The organism is Cellulomonas marina (assembly GCF_900111925.1).
GTDB classification, from domain to species: domain Bacteria; phylum Actinomycetota; class Actinomycetes; order Actinomycetales; family Cellulomonadaceae; genus Cellulomonas; species Cellulomonas marina.
Genome location: NZ_FOKA01000011.1, coordinates 56629 through 82252 on the forward strand (window position 1 = coordinate 56629; position 25624 = coordinate 82252).

Annotated in this window: 24 protein-coding genes; 15 read left to right on the forward strand and 9 right to left on the reverse strand. The window is 76.1% G+C overall.

Annotated elements, in window-relative coordinates; translation table 11 throughout:
• Window positions 1–525: 525 nt before the first annotated feature.
• Window positions 526–2238, forward strand: a complete 1713-nt coding sequence (locus BM048_RS12380; RefSeq protein ID WP_090033510.1) for a mechanosensitive ion channel domain-containing protein — start codon at window positions 526–528, stop codon at window positions 2236–2238.
• Window positions 2235–2921: a nucleoside/nucleotide kinase family protein gene (locus BM048_RS12385; RefSeq protein WP_175499536.1), complete on the forward strand. Its 687-nt coding sequence runs from the start codon at window positions 2235–2237 to the stop codon at window positions 2919–2921. The genes BM048_RS12380 and BM048_RS12385 overlap by 4 nt, the downstream gene beginning before the upstream one ends.
• Window positions 2922–2924: 3 nt before the next feature.
• On the opposite strand, the gene msrA is transcribed toward BM048_RS12385, so the two are convergent.
• A complete protein-coding gene (msrA, locus tag BM048_RS12390; protein ID WP_090033511.1) occupies window positions 2925–3593 on the reverse strand; it encodes a peptide-methionine (S)-S-oxide reductase MsrA in 669 nt (222 codons plus the stop codon).
• 107 nt (window positions 3594–3700) lie between these two features.
• On the opposite strand from msrA, the gene BM048_RS12395 reads away from it, so the two are divergent.
• Both BM048_RS12395 and ilvA read left to right on the forward strand, forming a co-directional pair.
• A complete protein-coding gene (locus tag BM048_RS12395) occupies window positions 3701–4897 on the forward strand; it encodes an AI-2E family transporter (protein ID WP_090033513.1) in 1197 nt (398 codons plus the stop codon).
• 97 nt (window positions 4898–4994) lie between these two features.
• Entirely contained in the window at window positions 4995–6200 is a 1206-nt protein-coding gene (gene ilvA, locus BM048_RS12400; RefSeq protein ID WP_090033514.1) for a threonine ammonia-lyase, read from the forward strand.
• A gap of 77 nt (window positions 6201–6277) precedes the next feature.
• On the opposite strand, the gene greA is transcribed toward ilvA, so the two are convergent.
• Window positions 6278–6769: a transcription elongation factor GreA gene (gene greA / locus BM048_RS12405; protein ID WP_090033515.1), complete on the reverse strand. Its 492-nt coding sequence runs from the start codon at window positions 6767–6769 to the stop codon at window positions 6278–6280.
• Window positions 6770–6979: 210 nt separating this feature from the next.
• Window positions 6980–7387 (reverse strand): DUF4307 domain-containing protein, encoded by a 408-nt coding sequence (locus tag BM048_RS12410; protein WP_239078743.1) that lies wholly within the window; start codon window positions 7385–7387, stop codon window positions 6980–6982.
• A 120-nt stretch (window positions 7388–7507) separates the two neighbouring features.
• Between BM048_RS12410 and mca the strand changes: the two genes are divergently transcribed.
• Genes mca through BM048_RS12425 form a run of 3 tightly spaced genes read left to right on the forward strand, consistent with a single transcriptional unit; the run spans window position 7508 to window position 9494 of the window.
• The gene (gene mca, locus BM048_RS12415) at window positions 7508–8383 is read left to right on the forward strand and encodes a mycothiol conjugate amidase Mca (protein WP_090033519.1); all 876 of its coding nucleotides are present in this window, start codon (window positions 7508–7510) and stop codon (window positions 8381–8383) included.
• Window positions 8380–8664, forward strand: coding sequence for a hypothetical protein (locus BM048_RS12420; protein ID WP_090033520.1), 285 nt, complete (start codon window positions 8380–8382; stop codon window positions 8662–8664). The genes mca and BM048_RS12420 overlap by 4 nt, the downstream gene beginning before the upstream one ends.
• The gene (locus BM048_RS12425; protein ID WP_090033522.1) at window positions 8661–9494 is read left to right on the forward strand and encodes a carbon-nitrogen hydrolase family protein; all 834 of its coding nucleotides are present in this window, start codon (window positions 8661–8663) and stop codon (window positions 9492–9494) included. The genes BM048_RS12420 and BM048_RS12425 overlap by 4 nt, the downstream gene beginning before the upstream one ends.
• A gap of 102 nt (window positions 9495–9596) precedes the next feature.
• On the opposite strand, the gene trhA is transcribed toward BM048_RS12425, so the two are convergent.
• Window positions 9597–10283, reverse strand: coding sequence for a PAQR family membrane homeostasis protein TrhA (trhA, locus tag BM048_RS12430; protein ID WP_090033523.1), 687 nt, complete (start codon window positions 10281–10283; stop codon window positions 9597–9599).
• 258 nt (window positions 10284–10541) lie between these two features.
• Here trhA and BM048_RS12435 point away from each other — a divergent pair, with 258 nt between their 5' ends.
• Window positions 10542–11306, forward strand: a complete 765-nt coding sequence (locus BM048_RS12435; RefSeq protein ID WP_090033640.1) for an isoprenyl transferase — start codon at window positions 10542–10544, stop codon at window positions 11304–11306.
• A 331-nt stretch (window positions 11307–11637) separates the two neighbouring features.
• Window positions 11638–12951, forward strand: coding sequence for an RNA 5'-3' helicase PhoH2 (gene phoH2, locus BM048_RS12440; protein ID WP_090033641.1), 1314 nt, complete (start codon window positions 11638–11640; stop codon window positions 12949–12951).
• A gap of 99 nt (window positions 12952–13050) precedes the next feature.
• Here phoH2 and BM048_RS12445 read toward each other — a convergent pair whose 3' ends face one another.
• From BM048_RS12445 to xseA, 4 genes are read right to left on the reverse strand one after another with little or no spacing between them, the layout of a single operon-like run.
• Window positions 13051–13740, reverse strand: coding sequence for a carbonic anhydrase (locus BM048_RS12445; RefSeq protein WP_239078744.1), 690 nt, complete (start codon window positions 13738–13740; stop codon window positions 13051–13053).
• Window positions 13741–13773: 33 nt separating this feature from the next.
• A complete protein-coding gene (locus BM048_RS12450; protein WP_090033525.1) occupies window positions 13774–14796 on the reverse strand; it encodes a carbohydrate kinase family protein in 1023 nt (340 codons plus the stop codon).
• Entirely contained in the window at window positions 14793–15134 is a 342-nt protein-coding gene (locus BM048_RS12455; protein ID WP_275407333.1) for an exodeoxyribonuclease VII small subunit, read from the reverse strand. The genes BM048_RS12450 and BM048_RS12455 overlap by 4 nt, the downstream gene beginning before the upstream one ends.
• Before the next feature lie 5 nt (window positions 15135–15139).
• Window positions 15140–16405 (reverse strand): exodeoxyribonuclease VII large subunit, encoded by a 1266-nt coding sequence (gene xseA / locus BM048_RS12460; protein WP_090033644.1) that lies wholly within the window; start codon window positions 16403–16405, stop codon window positions 15140–15142.
• Window positions 16406–16615: 210 nt separating this feature from the next.
• On the opposite strand from xseA, the gene BM048_RS12465 reads away from it, so the two are divergent.
• On the forward strand, window positions 16616–17656 hold the full coding sequence (locus tag BM048_RS12465) for a 4-hydroxy-3-methylbut-2-enyl diphosphate reductase (protein WP_239078745.1): 1041 nt from the start codon (window positions 16616–16618) through the stop codon (window positions 17654–17656).
• Between the two features lie 55 nt (window positions 17657–17711).
• Here BM048_RS12465 and BM048_RS12470 read toward each other — a convergent pair whose 3' ends face one another.
• Window positions 17712–19139 carry a DNA recombination protein RmuC gene (locus tag BM048_RS12470; protein ID WP_239078746.1) on the reverse strand — a complete coding sequence of 476 codons (1428 nt, stop codon included), beginning with the start codon at window positions 19137–19139 and terminating at the stop codon, window positions 17712–17714.
• Window positions 19140–19220: 81 nt separating this feature from the next.
• Here BM048_RS12470 and BM048_RS12475 point away from each other — a divergent pair, with 81 nt between their 5' ends.
• The 5 genes from BM048_RS12475 to BM048_RS12495 all read left to right on the forward strand — a co-directional run bounded on the left by BM048_RS12475 (window position 19221) and on the right by BM048_RS12495 (window position 25524).
• The gene (locus tag BM048_RS12475) at window positions 19221–20051 is read left to right on the forward strand and encodes an ABC transporter ATP-binding protein (protein WP_090033648.1); all 831 of its coding nucleotides are present in this window, start codon (window positions 19221–19223) and stop codon (window positions 20049–20051) included.
• A complete protein-coding gene (locus tag BM048_RS12480) occupies window positions 20033–21616 on the forward strand; it encodes a hypothetical protein (RefSeq protein ID WP_090033528.1) in 1584 nt (527 codons plus the stop codon). Before BM048_RS12475 ends, BM048_RS12480 begins: the two co-directional genes overlap by 19 nt.
• A gap of 37 nt (window positions 21617–21653) precedes the next feature.
• On the forward strand, window positions 21654–22739 hold the full coding sequence (gene ychF / locus BM048_RS12485; protein ID WP_090033529.1) for a redox-regulated ATPase YchF: 1086 nt from the start codon (window positions 21654–21656) through the stop codon (window positions 22737–22739).
• A gap of 202 nt (window positions 22740–22941) precedes the next feature.
• Window positions 22942–23436: an OsmC family protein gene (locus BM048_RS12490; RefSeq protein ID WP_239078747.1), complete on the forward strand. Its 495-nt coding sequence runs from the start codon at window positions 22942–22944 to the stop codon at window positions 23434–23436.
• A gap of 228 nt (window positions 23437–23664) precedes the next feature.
• Window positions 23665–25524, forward strand: coding sequence for an ABC transporter family substrate-binding protein (locus BM048_RS12495; protein ID WP_090033530.1), 1860 nt, complete (start codon window positions 23665–23667; stop codon window positions 25522–25524).
• Window positions 25525–25624 lie beyond the last annotated feature (100 nt).

Genomic DNA, 25624 nt, shown 5'->3' on the forward strand with positions numbered 1-25624 from the left:
GGACGGGTGGCACCTCGACGCTACGACGGCACCCCGCCGCCCGCCCGGTGGGCAGCCGGGCGGGGTGGAGGGGTGCGGCGGCCGTCCGGCGGAGGGCGCGCCCGCGGCGGACGGCGAGCGCTGTCCTGGGGCGGTCCGGGGGTGCCGCCGGGACGTGGGTGGCACCACGTCCCCCGGACGGGGCAGATAGGTCATGCGGGAGTCAAATCCGACTAGTGGCGGAACCAGCACGGTGCTGTCACACTCGTCCCATCGTGAAGCCCAGGGCGAGAGCCCGGGCACCCTCCCCGGACGGCCAGGGAGGGCTCCGCAGGGCGTGACGCCTCGTGCCGGTGAGACGCCCTCGACGACCAGGTGCCCCGCACGTCGACGGTGCGGGGCACCTGCGCGTCACGGCGGACGTCGGCGTCCGCCCCCACCCTGATGTGGCGGCCGGCACACCGCGTGTGAGGGCGTCGTGAGGACCTGACGGACGCCGCCGGTCCGGCGCGAGCACCGGCCGTCGCGGTGCCTACCCTGACCGCCATGCCGTCCCTGCCGCTGCCCACGACCCTCCTCGAGGCCGTCACGCCCGCCGCCGGGGAGGAGGACTCCGTGGTGCGGGAGGTCGTCGTGCCGCTGGCGTCCGTCGCGGTGGCGGTCGTGCTGGCGCTCGTCGTGTCCGCCGTGGTGGGTCTGGCGGTCCGGCGCCTGGCGCGGCGGTGGTCGGTGCTGGCGGACCTCTCGCACCGGTCGCGGCGGCCCCTGCGGTGGACGCTGGTGGTGCTCGCGGCCTGGTCGGCGATCGGGGTGAGCACCGCGCCGGCGCAGTGGCGCTCGATCCTCCAGCACGGGCTCCTCATCGCGATCATCGGGCTCGTCGCGTGGCTGCTGGGGTCGCTGGCCTTCGTCCTCGAGGACGCCGCGCTGGCGCGGTACCGGGTGGACGTCGTCGACAACCGGCACGCGCGCCGGGTGCGCACGCAGATCCAGGTGCTGCGGCGCATCACCGTCGCCGTGCTCGTGCTGTGCGCGCTCGCGGCGGCGCTGCTGACGTTCCCGTCGGCGCGGGCGGTCGGGGCGTCGGTGTTCGCCTCCGCCGGGCTGCTGTCGATCGTCGCGGGCCTGGCGGCCCAGAGCTCGCTGGCCAACGTCTTCGCCGGGCTCCAGCTCGCCTTCACCGACGCGATCCGCGTCGACGACGTCGTCATCGTCGAGGGGGAGTGGGGCCGGATCGAGGAGATCACCCTCACCTACGTCGTCGTGCACGTGTGGGACGACCGGCGCCTCATCCTGCCCTCCACGCACTTCACCACCACGCCCTTCGAGAACTGGACCCGCCGGGCGTCGCAGCTCCTCGGCACCGTCGAGCTGGACCTGGACTGGGACGTGCCGGTGGACGCGATGCGCGCGCGGCTGAGCGAGCTGCTGGCCCAGACGCCCCTGTGGGACCAGCGCGTGGGCATCCTGCAGGTGACCGAGGCGACCGGCGGGGTCGTCCGCGTGCGGGTGCTGGCCTCCGCAGCCGACGCCCCGACGCTGTTCGACCTGCGCTGCTACCTGCGCGAGGGCCTCGTCGTCTGGCTGCAGCAGTCGGCGCGCGAGGCGCTGCCGCGCAGCCGGTGGGAGGGCGCCGCGCCGCCGCCCGGGGAGGAGCCGGAGGCCCTCGCCCGCCGGCTGGCCGCCGCCGCCGCGCGCGAGCAGGACGCCCGGGCCGAGGGCAACCCCCACCTGCGGCCGGCCTCCGGCGCCACGCCCGAGGCGCGGGGCGGGCGGTCGGCGGACGTCGCGGCAGCGGCCGGCGCGGGACGCGCGGACGAGAGGCCGGGGCTGGCGGCCACGGCGGTGCAGCCGACCGTGCGGCCGGCCGCCGGCCCGGGCTCGCAGGGGACACCCGCGCCGGCCGGTTCGGGCCTGTTCACCGGGTCGCTCGCCGCCGTCGAGCGCTCGCGGGCCTTCGCCGGTCCCGGTGACGACGTCATCGCCGAGCGGGAGCGCACCGCCGCGGCGGCCGACGCCGAGGAGGCGGCCGCGGCGCGCGGCGCCGACGGTCGCGGGTCCGGCGCCACCGCGGTGGTCCTGCCGGCGGGCGACGACGACCTGCCCGCCGACGAGGACGCCGCCGCCCCGACGACCCCCGTCGACGACGGCGCCACGCAGGTCCTGCCCCCGGTCCGCGCCCCGCGCACCGCGGGGTCGTCCGGCGCCCGGCCGCCGCGGACGGGTCCGTCGTCGGGCGACGCGGGCGGCGACGCATGAGCGGCGCCGGTCCGCGGGTGACGCCGCTGGACCCGGCGGCCGTCGTCGGGCGCGTCGTCGCCGCCGTCCTGGCGGCCGCACCGGACGCCGACGCCGCCGGTGGCCACCTGCGGGTCGCCGTCGACGGGGCGCCCGCGACGGACCCCCGCGGGTGGGCCGACCGTCTCGTCGAGCCGCTGCGGGCCGCCGGTCGGGCGGTGCTGCGCGTGTCGGCGGAGGACTTCCTGCGCCCGGCCTCCGTGCGGCTCGAGCACGGCCCGCGCGACGCCGACGCCTGGCTCGACGACCGGCTGGACGCCCGCGCGCTCGAGCGGGAGGTGCTCACACCGCTCGGCCCCGCGGGCACCGGCCGGTGGCTGCCCTCCCTGTGGGACGCGGCGCGGGACCGGGCCACCCGGGCGCCCTACGCGCAGGCGCCGCCGGGGGCCGTGCTCGTCCTCGACGGGTCGGCCCTCCTCGGCCGCTGGCTCGAGCTCGACCTCGTCGTGCACCTCGCGGCGCGGCCCGCCACGCTCGCGCGCCGCACCCCGCCCGAGGAGGCGTGGACGCTGCCCGCGCTGGCCCGGTACGACCACGAGGCCGGCCCGCAGGACGCGGCCGACCTCGTGGTCCGGGTGGACGACCCGCGCCACCCGGCGCTCGTCGAGCCGGGTCCGGGCGGCGCGGGCGCGCCCTGGTTCTGACCCTCAGACGTCCAGCGGACGGGGGCAGGTGACGCCGGTGGCGTGCACCGGGCAGTAGCCGTGCGGGTTCTTGTCGAGGTACTGCTGGTGGTAGCCCTCGGCGTAGTAGAACGGACCCGCCTCGGCCGCGGTGGCGACCTCCGTGGTGATGTCCCCGAAGCCGGCCGCCGTCAGCCGGGCCTGGAACTCCGCACGCGTGGACTCCACGGCCGCCGCCTGCTCGTCGGTCGTCGTGAAGACCGCCGACCGGTACTGCGTGCCGACGTCGTTGCCCTGGCGGTACCCCTGCGTCGGGTCGTGCTGCTCCCAGAACCGCCGCAGCAGGTCCACGTGGGACAGGCGCTGCGGGTCGTAGGCGACCATGACGGTCTCCGTGTGCCCCGTCATGCCCGTGCACGTCTCCTCGTACGTCGGGAACGGGGTGAAGCCACCCTGGTAGCCGACGGCCGTGGTGACGACGCCGGGCGTCTGCCACAGCTCCTTCTCCGCACCCCAGAAGCAGCCCATCGCGACGTAGAGCACCGCGGTGCCCTCCGGCCAGGGGCCCTGCAGGGGCGTGCCGAGCACCGTGTGCGTCGTCGGCACGGCGTAGGGGTAGGCCTCGCGGCCCGCGAGGGCGCGCTCCGGGGTGACCATCGTCGTCTTCAGGGCGGAACCGAACAGCCAGCTCATGGGTCTCCTCTCTCCAGACGTCCCCAACCCCGGCCGTGGCGCCCCTGTTCCCGCCTCCGACACGCCCCGCGGGGCCGCCCCGCGCCCCGGGGCCTAGCGTGTGCGGCGTGAGCACGAGCACCGGGGCGCCCGGCGTCCCCGACAGGCCGGCCGGGCGGTACGACGTCGCGGGGCACGTGCCGCCGTCGGTGCGGGGCGCGGCCGCGTGGTCCTGGCGCATCGTCGCCATCGCGCTGGGCGTCGCGCTGCTGTTCGTCGTCGTCTCCGAGCTCGAGGTGATCCTCGTGCCCGTCGCGGTGGCGCTGCTGCTCACGGTGCTGCTGACACCCGTCGTGCACGGGCTGCAGCGCCTGCGGTTCCCGCGCGCCCTGGCGTCGATCACCGCCGTGCTCGGCCTGCTCGTCGTCGTCGCGGGGCTGCTCACCCTGGCCGGCAACTCCATCGCCAACGGCATCGGCGAGCTGTGGGGGCAGGCCTCGCAGGGCATCGACCAGGTGCTGGACTGGCTGTCCACCGGGCCCCTGGGCATCTCGACGACGGACCTGTCCGGCTACGTCGACCAGGCCCAGGAGGCGCTCTCGGGCGCCGGCACCGGCCTAGTGTCCGGGGCGCTGTCCGTCACGACGACGATCGGCCACGTGCTGGCCGGCACCCTCATCGCCCTGTTCTGCACGTTCTTCTTCCTGCTCGACGGCCGGGCCATCTGGCGCTGGGTCGTGCGGCTCATGCCGCGCGCCGCGCGCCAGCAGGTGCACGAGGCGGGCCGCCGCGGCGTCGTGACGCTCAGCGCCTACACGCGCACGCAGATCCTCGTGGCCGCGGTCGACGCCGTCGGCATCGGGCTCGGCGCGCTGCTGCTGGGGCTGCCGCTCGCCCTGCCCCTGGCGATCCTCGTCTTCGTCGGCTCGTTCATCCCGCTCGTCGGGGCCGTCGTCACCGGGTCGGTGGCCATCCTCGTCGCCCTCGTCTCGCAGGGGCCCTTGCAGGCGCTCATCATGCTGGCCGTCGTCCTGGGCGTGCAGCAGCTCGAGGGGCACGTCCTCCAGCCGTTCCTCATGGGGCACGCCGTGTCGCTGCACCCGGTGGCGGTGCTGCTCGTCGTCGCGGCGGGGTCCTTCCTCGCGGGCATCGTCGGGGCCCTGTTCGCGGTCCCGCTGGCCGCCGTCCTCAACACGGTCGTGCTGTACCTGCACGGGCACGACAAGTTCCCCGCCCTGGGCCGTGACCCGCTCCCACCCCCCGAACCCAGCGCCGGGGCCGTGCCGCCCGCCGGGGACGACGACCCCTCCGCGGCGCGAGCGTAGGGGCCGCCCGGGGGCCGCGCCCGACGACCGCCTCGGACGACCGCGCCCGACGAGTGCGCCCGACGAGCGCGCCGGGCGACCGGCCTACGATCCCGGGGTGATCGGACCCGCCGACGTGGCCGCCGCCGCCGAGCTCCTGGCCGGTGTCGTCCACCGCACGCCCCTGCAGCACAGCCGGGCCCTGTCCGACCTGCTCGGGCGGCCCGTGCTGCTCAAGTGCGAGAACCTGCAGCGCACGGGCTCGTTCAAGATCCGCGGCGCGTACGCCCGCCTCGCCCGGCTGCCCGACGAGGAGCGCGCGCACGGCGTCGTCGCCGCCAGCGCCGGCAACCACGCGCAGGGTGTGGCGCTCGCGGCGGGCCTGCTGGGGCTCCCGGCCACCGTCTACATGCCGCTCGACGCGTCCTTGCCCAAGGTCGCCGCGTCCCGGCAGTACGGCGCGCACGTCGAGCTCGTCGGCCGCAGCGTCGACGAGGCGCTGGGCCACGCGCGCGAGCACGCGGCCCGGACCGGGGCCGTGCTCGTGCACCCCTTCGACCACGAGGACGTGGACGCGGGCCAGGGGACGGTGGCGCTCGAGGTGGTCCAGGACGTGCCCGACGTGACCGACCTCGTCGTGCCTGTGGGCGGCGGCGGGCTGGCCGCCGGGATGGCCGCCGCGGTGGCGGACCGGCCGGGCGTCCGCGTCGTCGGCGTGCAGGCCGCGGGGGCCGCCGCCTACCCCGCCTCGCTCGCGGCGGGCAGGCCCGTGCCGGCGACGGAGCTGCGCACGATGGCCGACGGCATCGCCATCGGCCTGCCCGGCAGCGTCCCGTTCGAGCTCCTGCGCGCCCACGCGGTGCCGGTGGCCACGGTGTCCGAGGACGACCTGTCGCGCGCCCTGCTCCTCGTCGCCGAGCGGGCGAAGCTGCTGGTGGAGCCCTCCGGCGCGGCCGGGGTGGCGGCACTCATGGCCCGGCCCGGCGACTTCGCGGGCGACGGCACGCTCGTCGTCGTGCTCTCGGGCGGGAACGTCGACCCGCTCGTGCTCATGCGCGTGGTCCGCCACGGGCTCGTCGCCGCCGGGCGCTACCTGGGGCTGCGCGTGCGGGTCGCGGACCGGCCGGGCGTGCTCGCCGCGCTCTTGGCCGACCTCGCGCAGCTCGGCGCGAACGTGGTGCACGTGGCCCACGTGCGCACGGGGCCGGACCTGGCCGTCGACGAGGTGGGCATCGACGTGCAGGTGGAGACGAAGGGGCACGAGCACCGCGCGCTGGTGCTCGAGCGGCTGCGCGAGCGCGGGTACCGGCCGGACGCGGGCTGACCCCGCGCACCGGTGGGGTGCGCGGGGTCAGCGACGGCCCCGGGTCGAGCTCGAGGTCGGCCGGGCCGGTGTGACGGTCAGCCCTCGAAGGGGCTCGCGGCGCGGATCTCGACGGCGATCGTGCGGCCGTTCGGCGCCTCGTAGGACGTCGAGTCGCCGACCTTGCGGCCGTTGATCGCCGCACCGAGCGGCGAGGTGGGGGAGAACACGTCGATGTCCGAGGACCCGGCGATCTCGCGCGAGCCCAGCAAGAACCGCATCTCGTCGCCGGCGACGAGGGCGGTGACGACCATGCCCTGCTCGACGACCCCGTCGTCGGGCGGCGTGCCGATCCGCACGTTGCGCAGCTTCTCCTTGAGCTCGCGGATGCGCGCCTCGGCCTTGCCCTGCTCCTCGCGCGCGGCGTGGTAGCCGCCGTTCTCCTTCAGGTCGCCCTCGTCGCGCGCCGCGGTGATGCGGCCGACGATCTCGTCGCGGCCCGCGCCCTCGAGGTGCGCGAGCTCGGCGCTGAGGCGGTCGTAGGCCTCCTGCGTGAGCCACGTCGCCGCGGTGGTGCTCGTGTCGGTCACGATCGCTCCTCTCTCCGGTACCCGCCGCCACCGGGTCCGCGCGCGCCCGTGCAGGCGCACATGGGCGGCGGCGGGGCCCGCGAGGGGCGTCCCCGGCGGCGGAGCTGAACGGCCCAGCCTACCGGGCGGCGGCGTGCGCGGACGACGGGCGGCGTCGCGTGACGGGCGGCCGCGGCGACGGCCGGTCGGCGCGGGGGACGGGAGCGGCGCTCAGCCCTCGGCCGGTGCGCAGTCGACCAGCGACCCGGTGACGGCGCGGGACGTGGTGGGCACGTCGGCCGTCACGCGCTGGGACCGGACGTCCGACGGACCCACCGTCACGGTCCGGTACCCGACCTCCGTGAAGGACTCCGACAGCGCGCGCACGCGGCACGTCGCCGTGGCGTCGGGCGCCTTCGTCACCTGGAAGGACACCCGCGTCAGGCCGTCGTCGACCACGTCGTACCCGAGGTCCTTCCACAGCACCCGGTCCTGCCACAGCCCCACGACGACCCACACGGCGACCGCCAGCACGGCCGCGGCGGCCAGCGCGACGAGCGTCCACGTGCGCCGGCGGGCGCCGGCGGTCGGCACCGGCCCGTAGCGACCGGCGGGGGCGGCCGGGGTGGGTGTGCTCACGGGTGCTCCTCGGGGGGTGGCATGGGGGATCATTGTCGCGCGCCGCACGGCCCGACCGCGCGGCCCCCACCTCGTGCGATCCCCCGGAGGGATCCTGTGCGACCCCGAAGGAGCTCCCCCATGGCGTCCGAGCGCTTGCGGCTGCTGGCGGTGCACGCGCACCCCGACGACGAGTCGAGCAAGGGCGCGGCCACGACGGCCCGGTACGCCGCCGAGGGGGCCGAGGTGCTCGTCGTCAGCTGCACGGGCGGGGAGCGCGGCGACGTGCTCAACCCCTCGTACGGCGAGGTGGCGCCCGGGGCGATGCCGGACGTGCGCCGGGCCGAGATGGCGGAGGCCGCGCGCGCCCTCGGCGTGCAGCACCGCTGGCTGGGCTTCGTCGACTCCGGGCTGCCCGAGGGGGACCCGCTGCCGCCGCTGCCGGAGGGCTGCTTCGCGCTGCAGCCGCTGGAGGAGGCGGCCGCGCCGCTCGTCGCCATCGTGCGGGAGTTCCGCCCGCACGTCATCACCACGTACGACGAGAACGGCGGCTACCCGCACCCGGACCACATCATGTGCCACAAGGTGAGCCGCGAGGCGTGGGAGGCGGCGGCCGACCCGTCCCGCTACCCCGACGCGGGCGAGCCCTGGGCCGCCCTCAAGCTGTACTACGACGTCGGCTTCAGCCCGGAGCGGATCCGCACCCTGCACGAGGAGATCGAGCGGCGCGGCGGCACGTCCCCCTTCGCGGACTGGCTGGAGCACATGGCTGACCGGCCGTGGCCGGCCCGGACCGTGACGACGAAGGTCCCCGTCGCCGACTTCTTCGAGGCCCGGGACGCGGCCCTGCGCGCGCACGCCACGCAGATCGACCCCGCCGGGTTCTTCTTCCTCGTGCCCCGGGACGTCGAGCGCGAGGTGTGGCCGACCGAGGAGTTCGAGCTCGCGGAGGCGCGGGTGCCGACCTCGCTGCCGGAGGACGACCTCTTCGCTGGTGTCCGCGGGGTCGTCGCGTGAGCGGGCCCCTGCTGGACGCGGCCGTGCGGCTGTCGCTGGCGACGACGCGCACCGCCGCGGGCGCCACCCCGACGCCCGGCCCGTCACCCAGCACCGCGGTCGAGCTGGGGGAGTCCGACCTCGGCTCGCCGGGCTTCCTCGGGTTCGTCGTCACCTTCGTCCTGGCGCTGGCCGTCATCGGGCTCCTGCTGTCCCTCACCCGCAAGCTCCGCCGGGTCAACCACGCCGGCGAGCAGCGCGACGCGGAGGACCGGGCGCCGGGCGCGCCGGGGCCGTCATGACCACGGGGGCCCGACCGGATCCGCCCGCGCGTCCCGCCGTGCGGGTCACGGTGGCGCAGATGGCGGTGAGCGCCGACCGGGCGGCCAACCGGGAGGCGGCGGCCGACGCGATCGCGCAGACGGCGCACGCCCGCGCCGACCTGCTCGTCCTGCCCGAGTACGCGTCCGCGTACGACCCCGCCGGGGTCGGGCCCGAGGCGGCCGAGCCGCTCGACGGGCCCTGGGTGTCGGCCCTGCGCGAGCGGGCGGCGGCCACGGGGGTCGCGGTCCTCGTCGGCACCGTCCTGCCGGGCAGCACCCCCGAGCGGGCGGTCAACGCGGTCGTCGCCGTCACGGGCACGGGCGAGCTGGCCGGGGTCTACCGCAAGGTGCACCTCTACGACGCGTTCGGCCACCGCGAGTCCGAGCGCCTCGAGCCCGGGCCGGCGGACGCCCCGCCGCTGGTGCTCGACGTGGCCGGGACGCGGTTCGGCGTCCTCACCTGCTACGACCTGCGGTTCCCCGAGTCCGCGCGGCGCTGCGTCGACGCGGGGGCGGACGTGCTCGTCGTGCCCGCGGCCTGGGCCGCCGGACCCCTCAAGGCGGACCAGTGGCGCGCGCTGGCCGTGGCCCGCGCGATCGAGAACACCGCCACGGTGGTGGCCGTCGGGCAGGCGGGGCGCGGGGTCACCGGGCGCTCGCTCGTCGTCGGGCCGGACGGGGTCGTCGGGCTGGAGCTCGACGAGCGGCCGGCGGTCCGGACCGTCGACGTGGACCCGGCCGCCGCTGCCGCGGTGCGGGCGTCGAACCCGTCCCTGGCCAACCGGCGCTACACGGTCGTCCCGCGCTGAGCCGACCGCGCTGGGTCGACCGCGCCGAACCGACCGCTGAGCCGACCGCGGTGCGCCGCGCCGTGCCGCCGGCGGGCCGCGACGGTGCGGGGCGCCCCGGCGTCAGCCGGCCGCGGCCGTGGCGATGGCGACGGCGACGAAGTGGCACGCGAAGCCGACCACGGTCAGGGCGTGGAACACCTCGTGGAATCCGAACCAGCGGGGGCTCGGGTCGGGGCGCCGGAGCCCGTAGACCACGGCCCCCAGCGTGTAGGCCAGACCGCCGCCGGCGACGAGCCAGAGCACGGCGTCGCCACCGGACCGGCCGAAGGCCGGCATGAACCACACCGCCACCCAGCCCAGCGCGACGTAGACCGGCACGTACACCCACCGCGGGGCGGACAGCCAGAGCACGCGCGCGAGCACCCCCGCCAGCGCACCGGACCAGACCACCAGCAGCAGCGTGCGCGCCGTGGACGCCGGCAGCAGCAGGACCGACAGCGGCGTGTACGTGCCCGCGATGATGAGGAAGATGTTCGTGTGGTCGAGCCGGCGCAGCACGGCCGCCGTCCGGGGCGACCAGGTCCCGCGGTGGTAGACGGCGCTCGTGCCGAACAGCAGGACGGCGGACAGGCCGAAGACGGCCGTCGACCAGCGGGCCGCCGGCGTCGGCGCGAGGGCGACGAGCACCACGCAGGCGGCGAGCACCAGCGGGCTCACCCCGGCGTGGAGCCAGCCCCGCAGGCGCGGCTTCACGGCGGCGACCACCTCGTCGACGGGTCCCGTCGGGGGGACGGCCTGCCTGCTCATCACGCCTCTGCTCCTGCTCGTCCTCGGCGGTGCGGACCGCCCCGGGGCGGTGAACCTACGTCACCGTAGGTTACGGGGGCGTAGGGAGGGTGTCGACGTCCGCCGCGGTCGTGCCGGACGCGGCCGCCCGGGCGGCGGTACGGTGTGCCGGTCCGGGCGACGGGTCACCCGCCGCGTCGGCGGCCCGGGGGACCGGGCCGGCCGGTGTCGGCCGGTGTCGGCCGGACCGAGGTGCCGGACCTGGTGCGAGGAGGGTGCGTGCGGCTGCCGAACCCGCTCTACCGGCTGTACGAGCGCCGGCTCGCCACCTCCCTGCGCCCCGAGCGCGTGCCGTGCCACATCGGGGTCATCCTCGACGGCAACCGGCGCTGGGCGCGGACGCAGGGGGAGTCGACCGCGACGGGCCACCAGCGCGGCGCCGACAAGATCACCGAGCTGCTCGGCTGGTGCGAGGACATCGGCGTCCAGGTCGTCACGCTGTGGATGCTGTCCACCGACAACCTCGTCTCGCGGCCCGTCGCGGAGCTGGGGCCGCTGCTCGCGATCATCGAGGACGCGGTGACGGCGCTGGCCGCCACGGGTCGCTGGCGGGTGCAGGCCGTGGGGTCGCCGGAGCTGCTGCCCGCCTCGACGCTCGAGGTGCTGGACCGCGCGGAGAAGGCCACGGCCGACGTCACGGGCCTGCACGTCAACGTCGCCGTCGGCTACGGGGGCCGCCAGGAGATCGCCGACGCCGTGCGCGCCTTCCTGCGCCGCCACGCCGAGGCGGGGTCGAGCCTGGACGAGCTCGCGGAGGCGTTCGACGTCGAGCACATCGCCGAGCACCTCTACACGCGCGGGCAGCCCGACCCGGACCTGGTCATCCGCACGTCCGGCGAGCAGCGCCTCGGCGGGTTCCTGCTCTGGCAGAGCGCGCACTCGGAGTTCTACTTCTGCGAGGCCTACTGGCCCGACTTCCGCCGCGTGGACTTCCTGCGCGCGGTGCGCTCCTACGGGGAGCGCGAGCGGCGCCTCGGCCGCTGAGGCCCGCGACCCGTCGCGACCGGTCCTCGTCCGCTCCGTCCTCGTCGCCGGGGCTCGTCCCCGCCCTCGTCGCCGCCCCTCGTCGCCCGTCCGGGTGGCGGCACGTGAACAGTGCGTGACGTGGCGCGCGCCACGCCGGGGACCTACCAGCGCCGGCGTGGTCCCGGCGTAGCGTCGCAGGGCAAGAGGGCGGCGCCCCGCCGCCGGAGGGAGAGCGCACGTGACCCACGAGGCTCAGGTCGTCGAGAACGGCACCACCCCCACCAGCACCGCGGCGAGCGCGGCCGGCAGGGCCGCCGGCGCGCCCGGCCCGACGGGCCGACGGACGCACGTGCTCGACACCTCGGTCCTGCTGTCGGACCCGAAGGCCATCTCCCGCTTCGCCGAGCACGACGTGGTGCTGCCCATCGTCGTCATCACCGAGCTCGAGGCGAAGCGGCACCACGCGGAGCTGGGCTACTTCGCCCGGTCCGCCCTGCGCCTGCTCGACGACCTGCGCATCCGCCACGGCGGACTCGACCGTCCGCTGCCCATCGGCGACGGCGGGGGCACCCTGCGCGTCGAGCTCAACCACATCGACCCCGGCGTGCTGCCGGCCGGGTTCCGGCTCGGCGACAACGACACGCGGATCCTCGCGGTGGCCGCCAACCTCGCCCGTGAGGGGCACGACGTCACCGTCGTCTCCAAGGATCTGCCGATGCGCGTCAAGGCGTCGGCGGTCGGGCTGCGGGCGGAGGAGTACCGCGCGGAGCTCGCGGTCGACTCGGGCTGGACCGGCATGGACGCGCTCGACCTCACCGAGGCGCAGATGAACGACCTGTGGGAGCACGAGTCGCTCCCGCTGGCGGAGGTGGAGCCGGGCGGGTTCGCCGGCACCGCCGCCGGGGCGCCGGCCGACCTGCCGTGCCACACGGGCCTCGTGCTGCACGGGCCGCGCGGCTCGGCGCTCGGGCGGGTCACGGCGGACAAGCACCTGCAGCTCGTCCGGGGCGACCGCGACGTCTTCGGCGTGCACGGCCGGTCGGCGGAGCAGCGCATCGCCATCGACCTGCTGCTCGACCCGGACGTGGGCATCGTCTCCCTCGGCGGCCGCGCCGGCACCGGCAAGTCGGCGCTGGCCCTGTGCGCCGGCCTCGAGGCGGTGCTCGAGAAGCGGCAGCACCGCAAGGTCATGGTGTTCCGTCCGCTGTACGCCGTCGGCGGCCAGGACCTCGGCTACCTGCCGGGGTCCGAGGCCGAGAAGATGAACCCCTGGGCGCAGGCCGTGTTCGACACGCTCGGCGCGCTCGTCGGCAAGGAGGTCGTCGAGGAGGTGCTCGACCGCGACATCCTCGAGGTGCTGCCGCTGACGCACATCCGCGGGCGCTCGCTGCACGACGCGTTCGTCATCGTCGACGAGGCCCAGTCGCTCGAGCGCAACGTGCTGCTGACGGTGCTCTCGCGCATCGGCCAGAGCTCGCGCGTCGTCCTCACGCACGACGTGGCGCAGCGCGACAACCTGCGCGTCGGCCGGCACGACGGCGTCGCCGCGGTGATCGAGGCGCTCAAGGGCCACCCGCTGTTCGCCCACGTCACGCTCACGCGGTCGGAGCGCTCACCCGTCGCCGCGCTGGTGACCGAGCTGCTCGAGGGCATCGAGGTCTGACGCACCGGCCGGGGTGCCCGACGGGCGCCCCGGCCGCGGCGGCGGTCGTCCGGCGGGGACGGCTCGACCCGGGCGTCAGGCGGGGACGGCCGTCGGGTGTCAGGCCGGGACGGCCGGCGCGGCGGTGGGCTGCTCGCCGATGTCGCCGACGACGGCCACCACCTCGGCCTCGCCGTCCGCCAGCGTGTACTCCACGCCCACGACGGCGCAGCGGCCCTCCGCGATCGCCTCGGCCAGCAGCACGGAGTAGCCCTGCAGCATCGTCACGGTGTTCCTGACGTGCTCGCGGCCCAGCAGGCCGGGGTCGATGTGCGCCAGGCCCGGCCCCTCCGGCCCGGCGAGCTGGACGATGCTCGGCACGACGCGGTCCACGACGGCGCGGACGAACCCGCGGGGCAGCGACCCCTCGTTGAGGGCGGTCGTCGCGGCGGCCACGGCCCCGCACCGGTCGTGCCCGAGGACGACGACGAGCGGCGCGCCCAGCACCTCGGTGCCGTACTCGATGGACCCGATGACGGTCGTGTCGAGCACGTGCCCGGCCGTCCGCACGACGAACACGTCGCCGAGGCCCTGGTCGAAGATGATCTCGGCCGCCAGCCGCGAGTCCGAGCAGCCGAAGATGACGGCGTAGGGGTGCTGCCCCTCCGCCAGCTCCGCGCGGCGCGCCACGTCCTGAGACGGGTGCTCCATGGCGCCGGCGATGAAACGGCGGTTGCCCTCGCGCAGCGCGCGCCAGGCCTCGGCCGGCGTGCTCGGGCGGGACGCGGGGGCGGCGGTGGGGGTCGTCACGGCGCCGATGGTGCCATGCGACCCCGCCGCTGGTCAGCCCTCGTCCAGCTCCGCGGACGTGGGCGGGTTCGCCCCGGGGCGCGAGACGGTGATCGCGGCGATCCGCACGCACCGGGCGAGGACCGCGGTGAGGGCGTCGGCGTCGATCGCGGCCAGCGCCGCGCGGCGGTCCGGCCCGAGCAGGCCCGCGCTCCACAGCCCGTCGATCAGGCCACCCATGAAGGAGTCGCCGGCGCCGACGGTGTCGGCCACCTGCACCCGCTGCGCCGGGAGGTCGACCTCCACGCCGGCCGACGTCACGGCGACGGTGCCCTCCCCGCCGCGCGTGACGACGACGAGGGCGGGCCCCGCACCGACCCAGCGCCGGGCCACGTCGGCGGGGTCCAGGCCGGGCAGCAGCCACGCCAGGTCCTCGTCACTCACCTTGACGACGTCGGCGAGCGCGACGAGGGCCTCGACCAAGGGCAGGACGTCCACCGGGTCCCCCATGAGGGCGGGGCGCAGGTTCGGGTCGTAGGTGATCGTGCTGGTCGCACGCCGCCGCTCCAGCAGCTCGGCCACGCGCGGGCCGCCGGGCCGCAGCACCGTGGCGATCGAGCCGGTGTGCACGACCAGCGCGTCGCCCGCGCCCTCGTCGACGGGGGCCGGCAGGTCCCACTCGAGGTCGAAGGCGTACGTCGCGACGCCGGCGTCGTCGAGCGTGGCGACCGCCCGGGACGTCCGTTCCGGAGCCCGGTCCCCGGTGAGCACCCGTACGCCCGAGGCCTCGAGGTGCGTGCGGACCGTCCGCCCGTCCTCGTCGTCCGCGAGCCAGGTGAGCAGCTCCGCGCGGCGTCCCAGCCGGGCCAGCCCGAGCGCGACGTTCGCCGGGCTGCCGCCGGGGTGCGCCGCCCCGGGCGCCCCCGTCCGGCGCACGACGTCGACGAGCGCCTCGCCGACGACGAGCGCCCGTGCGGCCGGTGCACCCGGTGCACCACCGCCTGCCGTGCCGCCGTGCCCGCCCGGGGCCGCCTCATCCGTCCGCCCGGTCGTCGGGCCGGCCGCCTGCTCGCTCATCGCTGCCTCTCCTCGTCGAGAACCCCCGCCGGCGCTGCGCCGGGGGCCGCTGCGTCGGCCCGGCGGACCTGCGCGAGGCGCTCCCGCGCCCCGTCGAGCCACTGCTGGCACCGGGCCGCGAGCGCCTCCCCGCGCTCCCACAGGGCCATGGACTCCTCCAGGGAGCCGGCGCCGGCCTCCAGGCGGGCGACGACCGCGACGAGGCCGTCGCGCGCCTCCTCGTAGGACAGTCCCGCGACGTCGGCGTGCGGGGCAGGTCCGGTACCGGTATCGGTGCCGGTATCGGTGCCGAGGCCGCGGTCGGCCGCACCGCCTGCGGGCTCGGGCTGGGCGCTCACGGCGGTCATCCAACCAGACGGGCCGTGCCCGCCACGGCCGTCGCCCCCAGCTCCCCGCGGGCCACGCGCACGCGCAGCCGCTCGCCGTCGGCCACCTCCCCGGGATCCCGCACGACGGACCCGTCCGCGTGCCGCACGACGGCGTACCCGCGCTCGAGGGTCGCGGCGGGGGACAGGGCCGTGACCTGCGCGCCGAGCCGCGCGACCTCGGCCGCGGCGACGTGCAGCCGGTCGGCGACGACCCGGTGCGCGCGCCGCGCCAGGTCGTCGACCTGGCGCTGGTGCGGCTCGAGCAGCGCGGTGGGCTGCACGAGGACCGGCCGGCTGCGCAGGTGGTCGAGGGCGCCCTGCTCCCGCTGGACGCGCTGGGCGAGCGCGGCGCGGGCGCGGTGCCGCGACTCCGTCAGCCGCGCGCGCTCCTGCGCGACGTCGGGGACGACGCGCTTGGCCGCGTCCGTGGGCGTGGACGCCCGCAGGTCGGCCACGAGGTCGAGCAGCGGGGTGTCGAGGTGGTGCCCGATGGCGCTCACCAGCGGCGTCCGGCAGGCCGCCGCCACGCGCACGAGCGTCTCGTTGCTGAAGGGCAGGAGGTCCTCGAAGGAGCCTCCGCCGCGAGCCACCACGACGACCTCCACCCGCGGGTCCCGGTCGAGCTCCTCGATCGCGGCGCACACCTCGGGGACCGCGCGCGGGCCCTGCACCGTCACGCGCCGCACCTCGAACTGCACGGCCCCCCAGCGCGCCCGGGCGTTGGAGACGACGTCGTGCTCCGCGTCGCCCTGCTGCGCGCACACGAGCCCGACGACGGCCGGCAGGAACGGCAGGCGCCGCTTGCGGCGCTCGTCGAACAGGCCCTCCGAGGCCAGGACGCCCTTGAGGTGCTCGATGCGCGCCAGCAGCTCCCCGATCCCGACGAGCCGGGCCGCGTCGGCCGCGAAGGACAGGTCCCCCTTCTTGGGGTGGAACTGCGGCCGCGCGTGCACGACGAGGTGCGCGCCGTCCGCCAAGCGGTCCCCGAGACCCGCCAGCGCCCGCGCGGGGGCCGTCACGGACACCGACATGTCGAGGTCCGTGTCCCGCAGCGTGAGGAACCACAGCGTGTTCCACCGCCGCAGGTTGAGCACCTGCCCCTCGACCCAGACCGGCGGCATCCGCGCCACGTAGTCCGCGACCTTCGGCGCCAGGTGGCGCACGGGCCACGGGCGCTCCGGCGTGGTGTCGGCGGCCCGCACGGGCAGGGGCAGCGGCCCGCGGGGCGCTGCCTCCGCCAGGTGGTCAGCCGTACCGGCCGGCGCGTCGGGGACCCCCGGCACGTCGAGGCCCCCCGACGCGTCGGGGAGGGGGAGGGGAACGCTGCTCACGGGACCAGCCTGCCCCACCCCACCGACAGGCCCGTCGGCGCGTGCCGGGGCGGCGGACGTCACGTCGCCCACGTGCTGCTCGGCACGGTGCCCTCAGGGAGCGCCGCCTAGACTCGTGCGGTGACCACCCCCGTCCCCTCCGCCGCCCCCGTCGCCCGCAAGCGCGTGCTGCTCGCGGCCCCGCGCGGCTACTGCGCCGGCGTGGACCGGGCGGTCGTCGCGGTCGAGAAGGCGCTCGAGACCTACGGCGCCCCGGTGTACGTCCGCAAGGAGATCGTGCACAACAAGCACGTCGTGCAGACGCTCGCCGCCCGCGGCGCCGTCTTCGTCGACGAGACGGACGAGGTGCCCGAGGGTGCGCGCGTCGTCTTCTCCGCCCACGGGGTCTCCCCGGCCGTGCACGCCTCCGCCGCCGCCCGGTCCCTGCAGACCATCGACGCCACGTGCCCGCTCGTGACGAAGGTGCACAAGGAGGCCGTGCGGTTCGCCGCCGAGGACCGCGAGATCCTCCTCATCGGGCACACGGGCCACGAGGAGGTCGAGGGCACGTACGGGGAGGCGCCCGACCACATCCAGGTCGTCAACGGCCCCGAGGACGTGGACGCCCTCGTCGTGCGGGACCCCGAGCGGCTCGTGTGGATCTCGCAGACGACGCTGTCCGTCGACGAGACGATGGAGACCGTCCGCCGCCTGCGCGAGCGGTTCCCGCACCTGCAGGACCCGCCGAGCGACGACATCTGCTACGCGACGCAGAACCGCCAGGTCGCGGTGAAGAAGCTGGCGCCGGCGTGCGACGTCGTCATCACGGTGGGCTCGGCCAACTCCTCCAACTCCGTGCGCCTCGTCGAGGTCGCGCGCGAGTCCGGCGCCCGGGCCTCCTACCGGGTCGACCACGCCGACGAGCTGGACCCGGCCTGGTTCGACGGGGCCACGACGGTCGGCGTGACCTCCGGGGCCTCCGTGCCGGAGATCCTCGTCACCGGGGTCCTCGAGCGGCTCGCCGGCTGGGGCTGGGGCGAGGTCGAGGAGGTCCGCACGGCGACGGAGGACCTCATGTTCTCCCTCCCGCGCGAGCTGCGGACCGACCTGCGGGAGCGCGGTGTCGACCAGCAGCGGCCGCGCCGCGACGGGCGTCGGTCGCTCGAGGTCCAGCCGGTCTGACGCCCTCGACGGCCGCCGCCGGCGGCGACGTCCCGAGGCTCCCCGCCGCGCGCGACTACGCGCCCGCGGCGCGAGGGTGGCCGTCCTGCGGCTCGCGCGCCGCGTCGGGCGTCGCCGCGTCGAGCGCCGCCGTGTCGCGCGGGCCCCACCCGCCACGGTCAGGGCCCGCGTCGTCGGGCTCGGCGAGCGCGGCCTCGAGCAGCTCGGGCGCGGACAGGGCGTGCAGCCGCGGGTCGACCGGCGCCGGCGCCGCCAGCGGCTCGTGCGCGACGCCGAGGTCGGTGAAGCGGCGCGCCGTGACGAGGACGCGCGTCTCCAGCGAGGCCACGGTCCGGTTGTAGGCGGACGCCGCCTGCTCCAGCGAGCGGCCCAGCCGCCCCAGGTGGCCCCCGAGCGTCGCGAGGCGCCCGTGCAGCTCCGTGCCGAGCTGGAGCACCGCCTGCGCGTTGGCCGCGACCGCGTCCTGCTTCCAGGCGTACGCGACGGTCCGCAGCAGGGCCAGCAGCGTGGCGGGCGTCGCGATGACGACGTCCCGGTCGAACGCGTGCTCCATGAGTCCGGGGTCCTCCTCGAGCGCGGCGAGCAGGAACGGCTCGGCCGGCACGAACAGCACGACGAACTCCGGCGCCGGCGCGACGCCCTCCCAGTACCGCTTCGCCGCCAGGCCGTCGACGTGCGCGCGCAGGTGCCGGGCGTGGGCGGCCAGCCGTCGGCGCCGCGTCCCCTCGTCGGCCGCCTCCACGGCCTCCAGGTAGCCGAGGAACGCGACCTTGGCGTCGACGACGACGTGCCGGCCGCCCGACAGGTGAACGACGAGGTCGGGCCGCTGCACGCCGTCGTCGGTGACCACCCGTTGCTGCTCGACGAAGTCGACGTGCGCGAGCATCCCGGCCGCCTCCACGACGCGGCGCAGCTGCACCTCGCCCCACCGCCCGCGCACCTGCGAGGAGCGCAGGGCCGTCGACAGCCGCCCGGTCTCCGTGCGCAGACCCTCCGCCTGCTCGCGCAGGGCCCGCACCTGCTCACCCAGCGCGGCCTGGCCCGCGGCCCGGTCCTGCTCGGCGGCGGCGAGCTGGGCGCGCACCCGCTCGAGCGTGCCCGCCAGGGGGTCCACGAGCGCCGCGACCGCCCGCTCGCGCTCCGCCAGCTCGCCCGCCTGGAGCTGGTGCCCGGCGGCGAGCCGCTGCTGCGCCAGGACGAGGAACTGCTCGGACGCGGTCGCCAGCACGTCGGAGGCCACGTCCCGGAACCGGTCGCCCAGCACGGCCGTCTCCGCCGCGTGCCGCTCCTGCTCCGCCCGCGCCGCCTCGCGCTCCGCCTCCCGGCGCTCACGGGCGCGGGCCGCCTCCACCTCGGCGCGCGCCAGGCGCGCCGCCCCCTCCCGCTCGGCCCGCGCGCGCCCGAGGACGTACCCGAGCGCGACCCCCGCGAGGAGCGCGACCACCGCGCCCACCAGCACCGCCACCACCGTCGCCGTCTGCACGACCGCACCCTCGCAGCACCCACCGACACGACCGCGCCGACGCGCCACGGCGGCCCCCGGCCCCGCCCTAGGGTGGCCGTCATGACCTCCGCCCCGCCGCCCGGCGTCCCCGGCGCGGTGCCCCCGGTGCCCCCCGTGCCCCCACCCCCGCCGACCCCGGGCGCGGCGCTCGAGGTGCGCGGCCTGTGGAAGCGGTTCGGGGACAAGGTGGCGGTCGCCGGGATCGACCTCGTCGTGCCGGCCGGGTCCTTCTACGGCCTCGTCGGGCCCAACGGCGCGGGCAAGACGACGACGCTGTCGATGGCCACGGGGCTGCTCGTGCCGGACGCCGGGCAGGTCCTCGTCGCCGGGCGGGACCTGTGGGCCGACCCGCTGGGGACGAAGGCGCTGCTCGGCGTGCTGCCGGACGGCGTGCGGCTGTTCGACCGGCTCACCGGCGCGCAGCTCGTCACGTACGCGGGCCTCCTGCGCGGCATGGACCGCCCGACCGTGGCCGAGCGGACCGCGGACCTGCTGCGTGCCTTCGACCTCACGGCGGACGCCGACACGCTCGTCGTCGACTACTCGGCGGGCATGACGAAGAAGATCACCCTCGCGTGCGCGCTCGTCCACGCGCCCCGCCTGCTCGTCCTCGACGAGCCGTTCGAGGCGGTCGACCCCGTCTCGGCGGCCAACATCCGCGACATCCTGCACGGCTACGTCGCCACCGGCGGCACGGTCATCGTCTCGTCGCACGTGATGGACCTCGTCCAGCGGATGTGCGACCACGTGGCCGTCGTCGCCGCCGGCCGTGTGCTCGCCGCAGGCACGGTCGACGAGGTCCGCGCCGGCGCCAGCCTCGAGGACCGGTTCGTCGACCTCGTCGGCGGCCGCGTGCACGGGGAGGGCCTGGCGTGGTTGCGCACCTCCTGAGGCTCAAGCTCCTCCTGCTGCGCAACGGGTTGCGGCGCAGCCCCTGGCAGGTCGTCGGGCTGCTGCTCGCGCTGCTCTACGGCCTCGTCGCGCTCGTCCTCGTGCTGGCCGGCATCGCCGGGCTCGCGGTGGTGGAGGACGTGGGGCTGCGGCGGGACGTGCTCGTCGCCGGCGGGGCGCTGCTCGTGCTCGGCTGGGCGCTGCTGCCGCTCGTCGCCTTCGGGGTGGACGCCACGCTGGACCCGGCGCGGTTCACCCTGTTCCCCGTGCCGCGCCGGCAGCTGCTGGCCGGCCTGGCGCTGGCGGGTCTGGTCGGGGTGCCGGGGTTCGTGACCGTGGTCACCGTGGCGGCGTCCGTGGTGGTGTGGTGGCGGCAGCCGCAGGCCCTGCCCGTCGCGGCCGTGGGCGCGGTGCTGGCCGTGGCGCTGTGCGTGGTCGGCTCGCGGGCGACGACGACCGCGCTGGCCCCCGCGCTGTCGGGCCGGCGCTCGCGGGAGGTCGTGGGCGTCGTCGCCGTGGTGCTGGCCGTCGGCGTGTACATCGGCTTCGGCCGCCTCACGCAGGGGCTGGGGGAGGGCGTGGACGTCGCGGGCCTGCGGGGCCTGCTGGCCGACCTCGCGGCGGTCCTCGCCTGGACGCCGTTCGGCGCCGCATGGGCGGCGCCGGCCGACGCCGCCCAGGGGCGGTGGGGCACCGCCGCCGCGCGCCTGCTCGTCCTGGCGGCGGCCGTCGCGGTGCTGACCGTCGTGTGGGACCGCGCCATGGCCCACGCCCTCGTGCGCCCCGCCGCCTCGGCCCCCGCCGGCGCGGTCGCCCGCGGGCTGGGCCTGCTCGGCCGCCTGCCCGCCACGCCGACGTGGGCCGTGGCGGCACGGTGCCTGACCTACTGGCGGCGCGACCCGCGCTACGCGCTGTCCGTGCTCGTCGTGCCCGTCCTGCCCGTCGTGCTGTGGGCGTTCGGCGCGGGCGCGTACGGCGTCCTCGCGACCGTGCCGCTCGCGGCGTTCCTGCTCGGCTGGTCCGTCAGCCAGGACGTCTCCTTCGACGGCACGGCGTTCTGGCTGCACGTGTCCGCCGGCCTGCGCGGGCGCGACGACCGCGCCGGGCGCGTGCTGGGCGTCGGGCTGCTGCTCGTGCCGCTGCTCGTCGTCCTGGCCGTCGTCGTCGCGCTGCTCACGGGCTCGGCGCGGCACCTGCCGGCCGTGCTCGGCGCCGCGCTCGGCACGTGCCTCACCGCGCTCGGCGTGGCGAGCGTGGTCTCGGCGCTGCTCGTCACGCGCGTGCAGCAGGCGGGGGAGAGCGCGTTCACCACGCGGCAGGGCGCCTCTCTGGCGGCGGTGGTCTCCCAGCTCGGCGGCATGACGGTGGGCCTCGTGCTCGCCGCGCCCGAGCTCGTGCTCGCCGTGCTGGCCGTCGCGTGGTCCTCCGCGCCGCTCGGCTGGGTCGCGCTCCTCGTGGGGGCCGTGCTGGGCGGGCTGCTGCTCGTCGTCGGCGTGCGGTGGGGCGGGCACCTGCTGGACCGGCGCGCGCCGCGCCTGCTGCAGGCGCTGGTGACCATGCGCTGAGCGGTCGCCCGGCGGACGGTCCCTAGACTGGTGCGACGTGGCCCTCACCATCGGCATCGTCGGACTGCCCAACGTCGGCAAGTCCACCCTCTTCAACGCCCTGACCCGCGCGCAGGTGCTCGCCGCGAACTACCCGTTCGCGACGATCGAGCCCAACGTCGGGGTCGTCCCCCTGCCGGACCCGCGGCTGGCCACGCTGGCGGAGATCTTCGGCTCCGAGCGCGTCCTGCCCGCGACCGTGTCCTTCGTCGACATCGCCGGCATCGTCAAGGGCGCGAGCACGGGGGAGGGCCTGGGCAACAAGTTCCTGGCGACCATCCGCGAGGCGGACGCCATCTGCCAGGTGACCCGCGCCTTCGCCGACCCGGACGTCGTGCACGTCAACGGGGCGGTCGACCCCGAGGACGACATCGAGACGATCGCGACCGAGCTCGTCCTGGCCGACCTCGAGACCGTCGAGCGGGCGGTACCGCGCCTGGAGAAGGAGGTGCGGGCCAGGAAGGCGGAGCCGGCGCTCCTGGCCGCCGCGCAGAAGGCCCAGGAGATCCTGGCGGCCGGCACGCCGCTGTCCCAGGGTGCGGCGGCCGCCGGGCTGGACCTGGCCGAGATCGCCCCGCTCGGCCTCATGACGGCCAAGCCCTTCATCTACGTCTTCAACACCGACGACGAGGGCCTGGCGGACACGGCCATGCAGGAGCGGCTGCGCGCCCTCGTGGCCCCCGCGGACGCGATCTTCCTCGACGCCAAGCTCGAGTCCGAGCTCGTCGAGCTCGACGAGGACGAGGCGCGGGAGATGCTCGCCGAGACGGGCCAGAGCGAGTCGGGCCTCGACCAGCTCGCGCGCGTCGGCTTCCACACCCTCGGCCTGCAGACCTACCTGACGGCGGGCCCCAAGGAGTCGCGCGCCTGGACCATCCGCCAGGGCTGGACGGCTCCGCAGGCCGCGGGCGTCATCCACACGGACTTCCAGAAGGGCTTCATCAAGGCCGAGGTCGTCTCCTTCGACGACCTCGTCGCCGCCGGGTCCGTGGCCGCCGCGCGCGCCGCCGGCAAGGCGCGCATCGAGGGCAAGGACTACGTCATGGCCGACGGCGACGTCGTGGAGTTCCGCTTCAACGTGTGACCCGCGCGTCGGCGGCCGTGGGGCACGGTCCGGCTCCTCGGGAGGCGGGACGGGTCGGGCCGCGCCACGCTGCTGCGGCCAGGGTGATCAGCGCCGGACGCGGCCGGCTCGTCGGGCAGGACCGAGGGGCGGGCGGGGCAGGGCCGCGGGCGCCGTTCACCGGACGACGACGACCGGGAGCCGCCGTGCGAGGACGGACGACGTGGGAGCACGACCGGCGCCGCGCGGCGCCCCGGTGAGCGCCGCGGGGGACGCCTCGGGCACCGGCGCGGGGGACGTCCTCGGGACCGCCGGGCCGTTCGAGGTGGAGGTGGCCTCGGGGACGGCCCGCGACCGCCTGGCCGACCCGCTCGCCGTGCTGCCGCACGCGTGGACGCCCGGCGGGGTCGCCGTCCGTGGGTCGTTGACGGGGGCGCACGTGCTGCTCCTGGCCGTCGCCGTCTGCGTCCTCAACGACGTGCACCGGGAGGCGCAGCGGGCCGGCCTCCCGGTCGACGGGGTGCACGTGGTGGCGACGGGCTCCTTCGCCACGCCCGCCTGGGCGTCGACCGGCATCGTCTGGTCCGCCCGCGTCGACTCGTCCGCGCCGACGGACGCCGTGGCCCGGCTCCTCGACGAGGTCGAGCGCGTGGCCGAGGGGCCCCGGGCGCTCGCGGTCGGGACGGCCGTGCGACGCGGCGCGGCGGGGGCTGTGTAACGTTCCTGTGTCGCGTATGTTTCACCCTGCCGGATCTCGGATGCTGGAACTTACCGACCAGTTTCGATCAGGTAACGATCGCAGCGTGGCGACGAAGGGTGTCCGGTATGTCCGATTGCGCCGGACTAGCGTTTCGCTGACCCCTTGGCGGTACGGACCCGCGGGGTGGCCCGGACGCACACCGTGTGCGGGCCGAGTGGGGACGTCCCCACCTTCCCAGGAGGAACATTGAGGATCACACGCAGGGCCGCGGCCGCGGTCTCGCTGACGGCGGGCGCCGCGCTCGTCCTGTCGGCGTGCTCGGGCGACAGCGGCGACGGTGACGGCGACGCGACCGCACCCGCCGACGACGCCGGGCTCAGCCAGGAGTCGGCCGTCTACATCGGGTGGAACCAGCCGTTCTTCTCGTACAACGCCAACAGCGCGACGGGCAACGCGACGGCCAACGCCATCGTGAAGTACCTGATCTCCTCGTCGTTCAACTACTACGACCAGGACCTGGCGCTGACGCCGGACGAGTCCTTCGGATCGTACGAGGTGACGTCCGAGGACCCGCTGACGGTCGAGTACACGCTCGCGGACGGCGTGCAGTGGTCGGACGAGGTCCCCGTGACCCCGACGGACATGCTCCTCGAGTGGGCGGCCCAGAGCGGGCAGTACAACAACGTCGAGCCCGAGTACGACGACGAGGGCAACGTCACCAACCAGGAGGCGGTCGACGCCGGCGTCTACTTCGACGCCGTGTCCTCCTGCGTCCCGCTCATCGAGGAGAAGCCGGAGACCGGCGACTCCACGTTCACCATCACCTACTCGGTGCCGTTCGCCGACTGGGAGACCTGCCTCACCGGCCCGAACCTGCCCGCGCACGTCGTGGGCCAGCGGGCGCTCGGCATCGAGGACGCGGCGGAGGCCACGCAGGCCGTCCAGGACGCCATCGTCAACGACGACCTCGAGGCGCTCGGCAAGATCGCGAAGGTGTGGAGCACCGACTTCAACTACACCTCGCTGCCGGACGACCCGGGCCTGTACCTCTCGACCGGCGCGTACGTCATGACCGACTTCGTCGAGAACCAGTACATGACGCTCGAGGCGAACGAGAACTACACCGGTGACCTCGCCGCGGGCATCCAGACGGTGACGATCCGCTACAACGAGGACCCGCTGGCCCAGGTCCAGGCCCTGCAGAACGGGGAGCTCGACCTCATCAGCCCGCAGTCCACGGCGGACGTCCTGGCCTCCCTCGAGGCGATCGAGGGCCTCGAGGTCCAGACGGGCGACGAGGGCACGTACGAGCACGTCGACCTGCAGTTCGCCAACGGCGGGCCGTTCGACCCGGCCACCTACGGCGGCGACGCCGAGAAGGCCAAGCTCGTGCGCCAGGCGTTCCTCAAGACGATCCCGCGCCAGCAGATCGTCGACACGCTCATCGCGCCGCTGAACCCCGAGGCCGAGCTGCGCTCGTCCTACACGACGGTCCCCGGCTCGCCCAACTACGACCCGATCGTCGAGGGCAACGGCATGACCGAGCAGTACGGCGAGGTCGACATCGCCGGCGCCCAGGCCCTGCTCGCGCAGGCCGGCGTCACGACGCCGATCCAGGTCCGCCTGCTCTTCGCGCCGGACAACGTCCGCCGCCAGAACCAGTACCAGCTCATCGCCGACTCGGCGACGCAGGCCGGGTTCGAGGTCGTGCCCTACCAGGTCCAGACCGACTGGGGCACCGACCTGTCCAACGCGACGAACTTCTACGACGCGGCGCTGTTCGGGTGGCAGTCCACCTCGACCGCCGTGACGGAGTCGCAGGCGAACTACGAGACCGGTGGTGGCAACAACTACTACGGGTACTCCAACCCGCAGGTGGACGCCCTGTACGACGAGCTGGCCGTCACCACGGACGAGGACCGTCAGGGCGAGATCCTCACGGAGATCGAGGCGCTCCTCGTCGAGGACGCGTTCGGCGTGACGATCTTCCAGTTCCCCGGCGTCACCGCCTGGGACCCGACCGCCATCAGCGGCGTCTCGAAGATCTCCATCTCGCCGACGATCTTCGCCGGCTTCTGGAACTGGACGCCGGGCGAGGGCGCCTGACCCTCGCCTGACGGCCCGGCCGCCACGGCGGCCGGGCACCAGGACCTGCACGACAGCACCGCACGCGAGGGCGCCGGGGGGCACCCACCCCCGGCGCCCT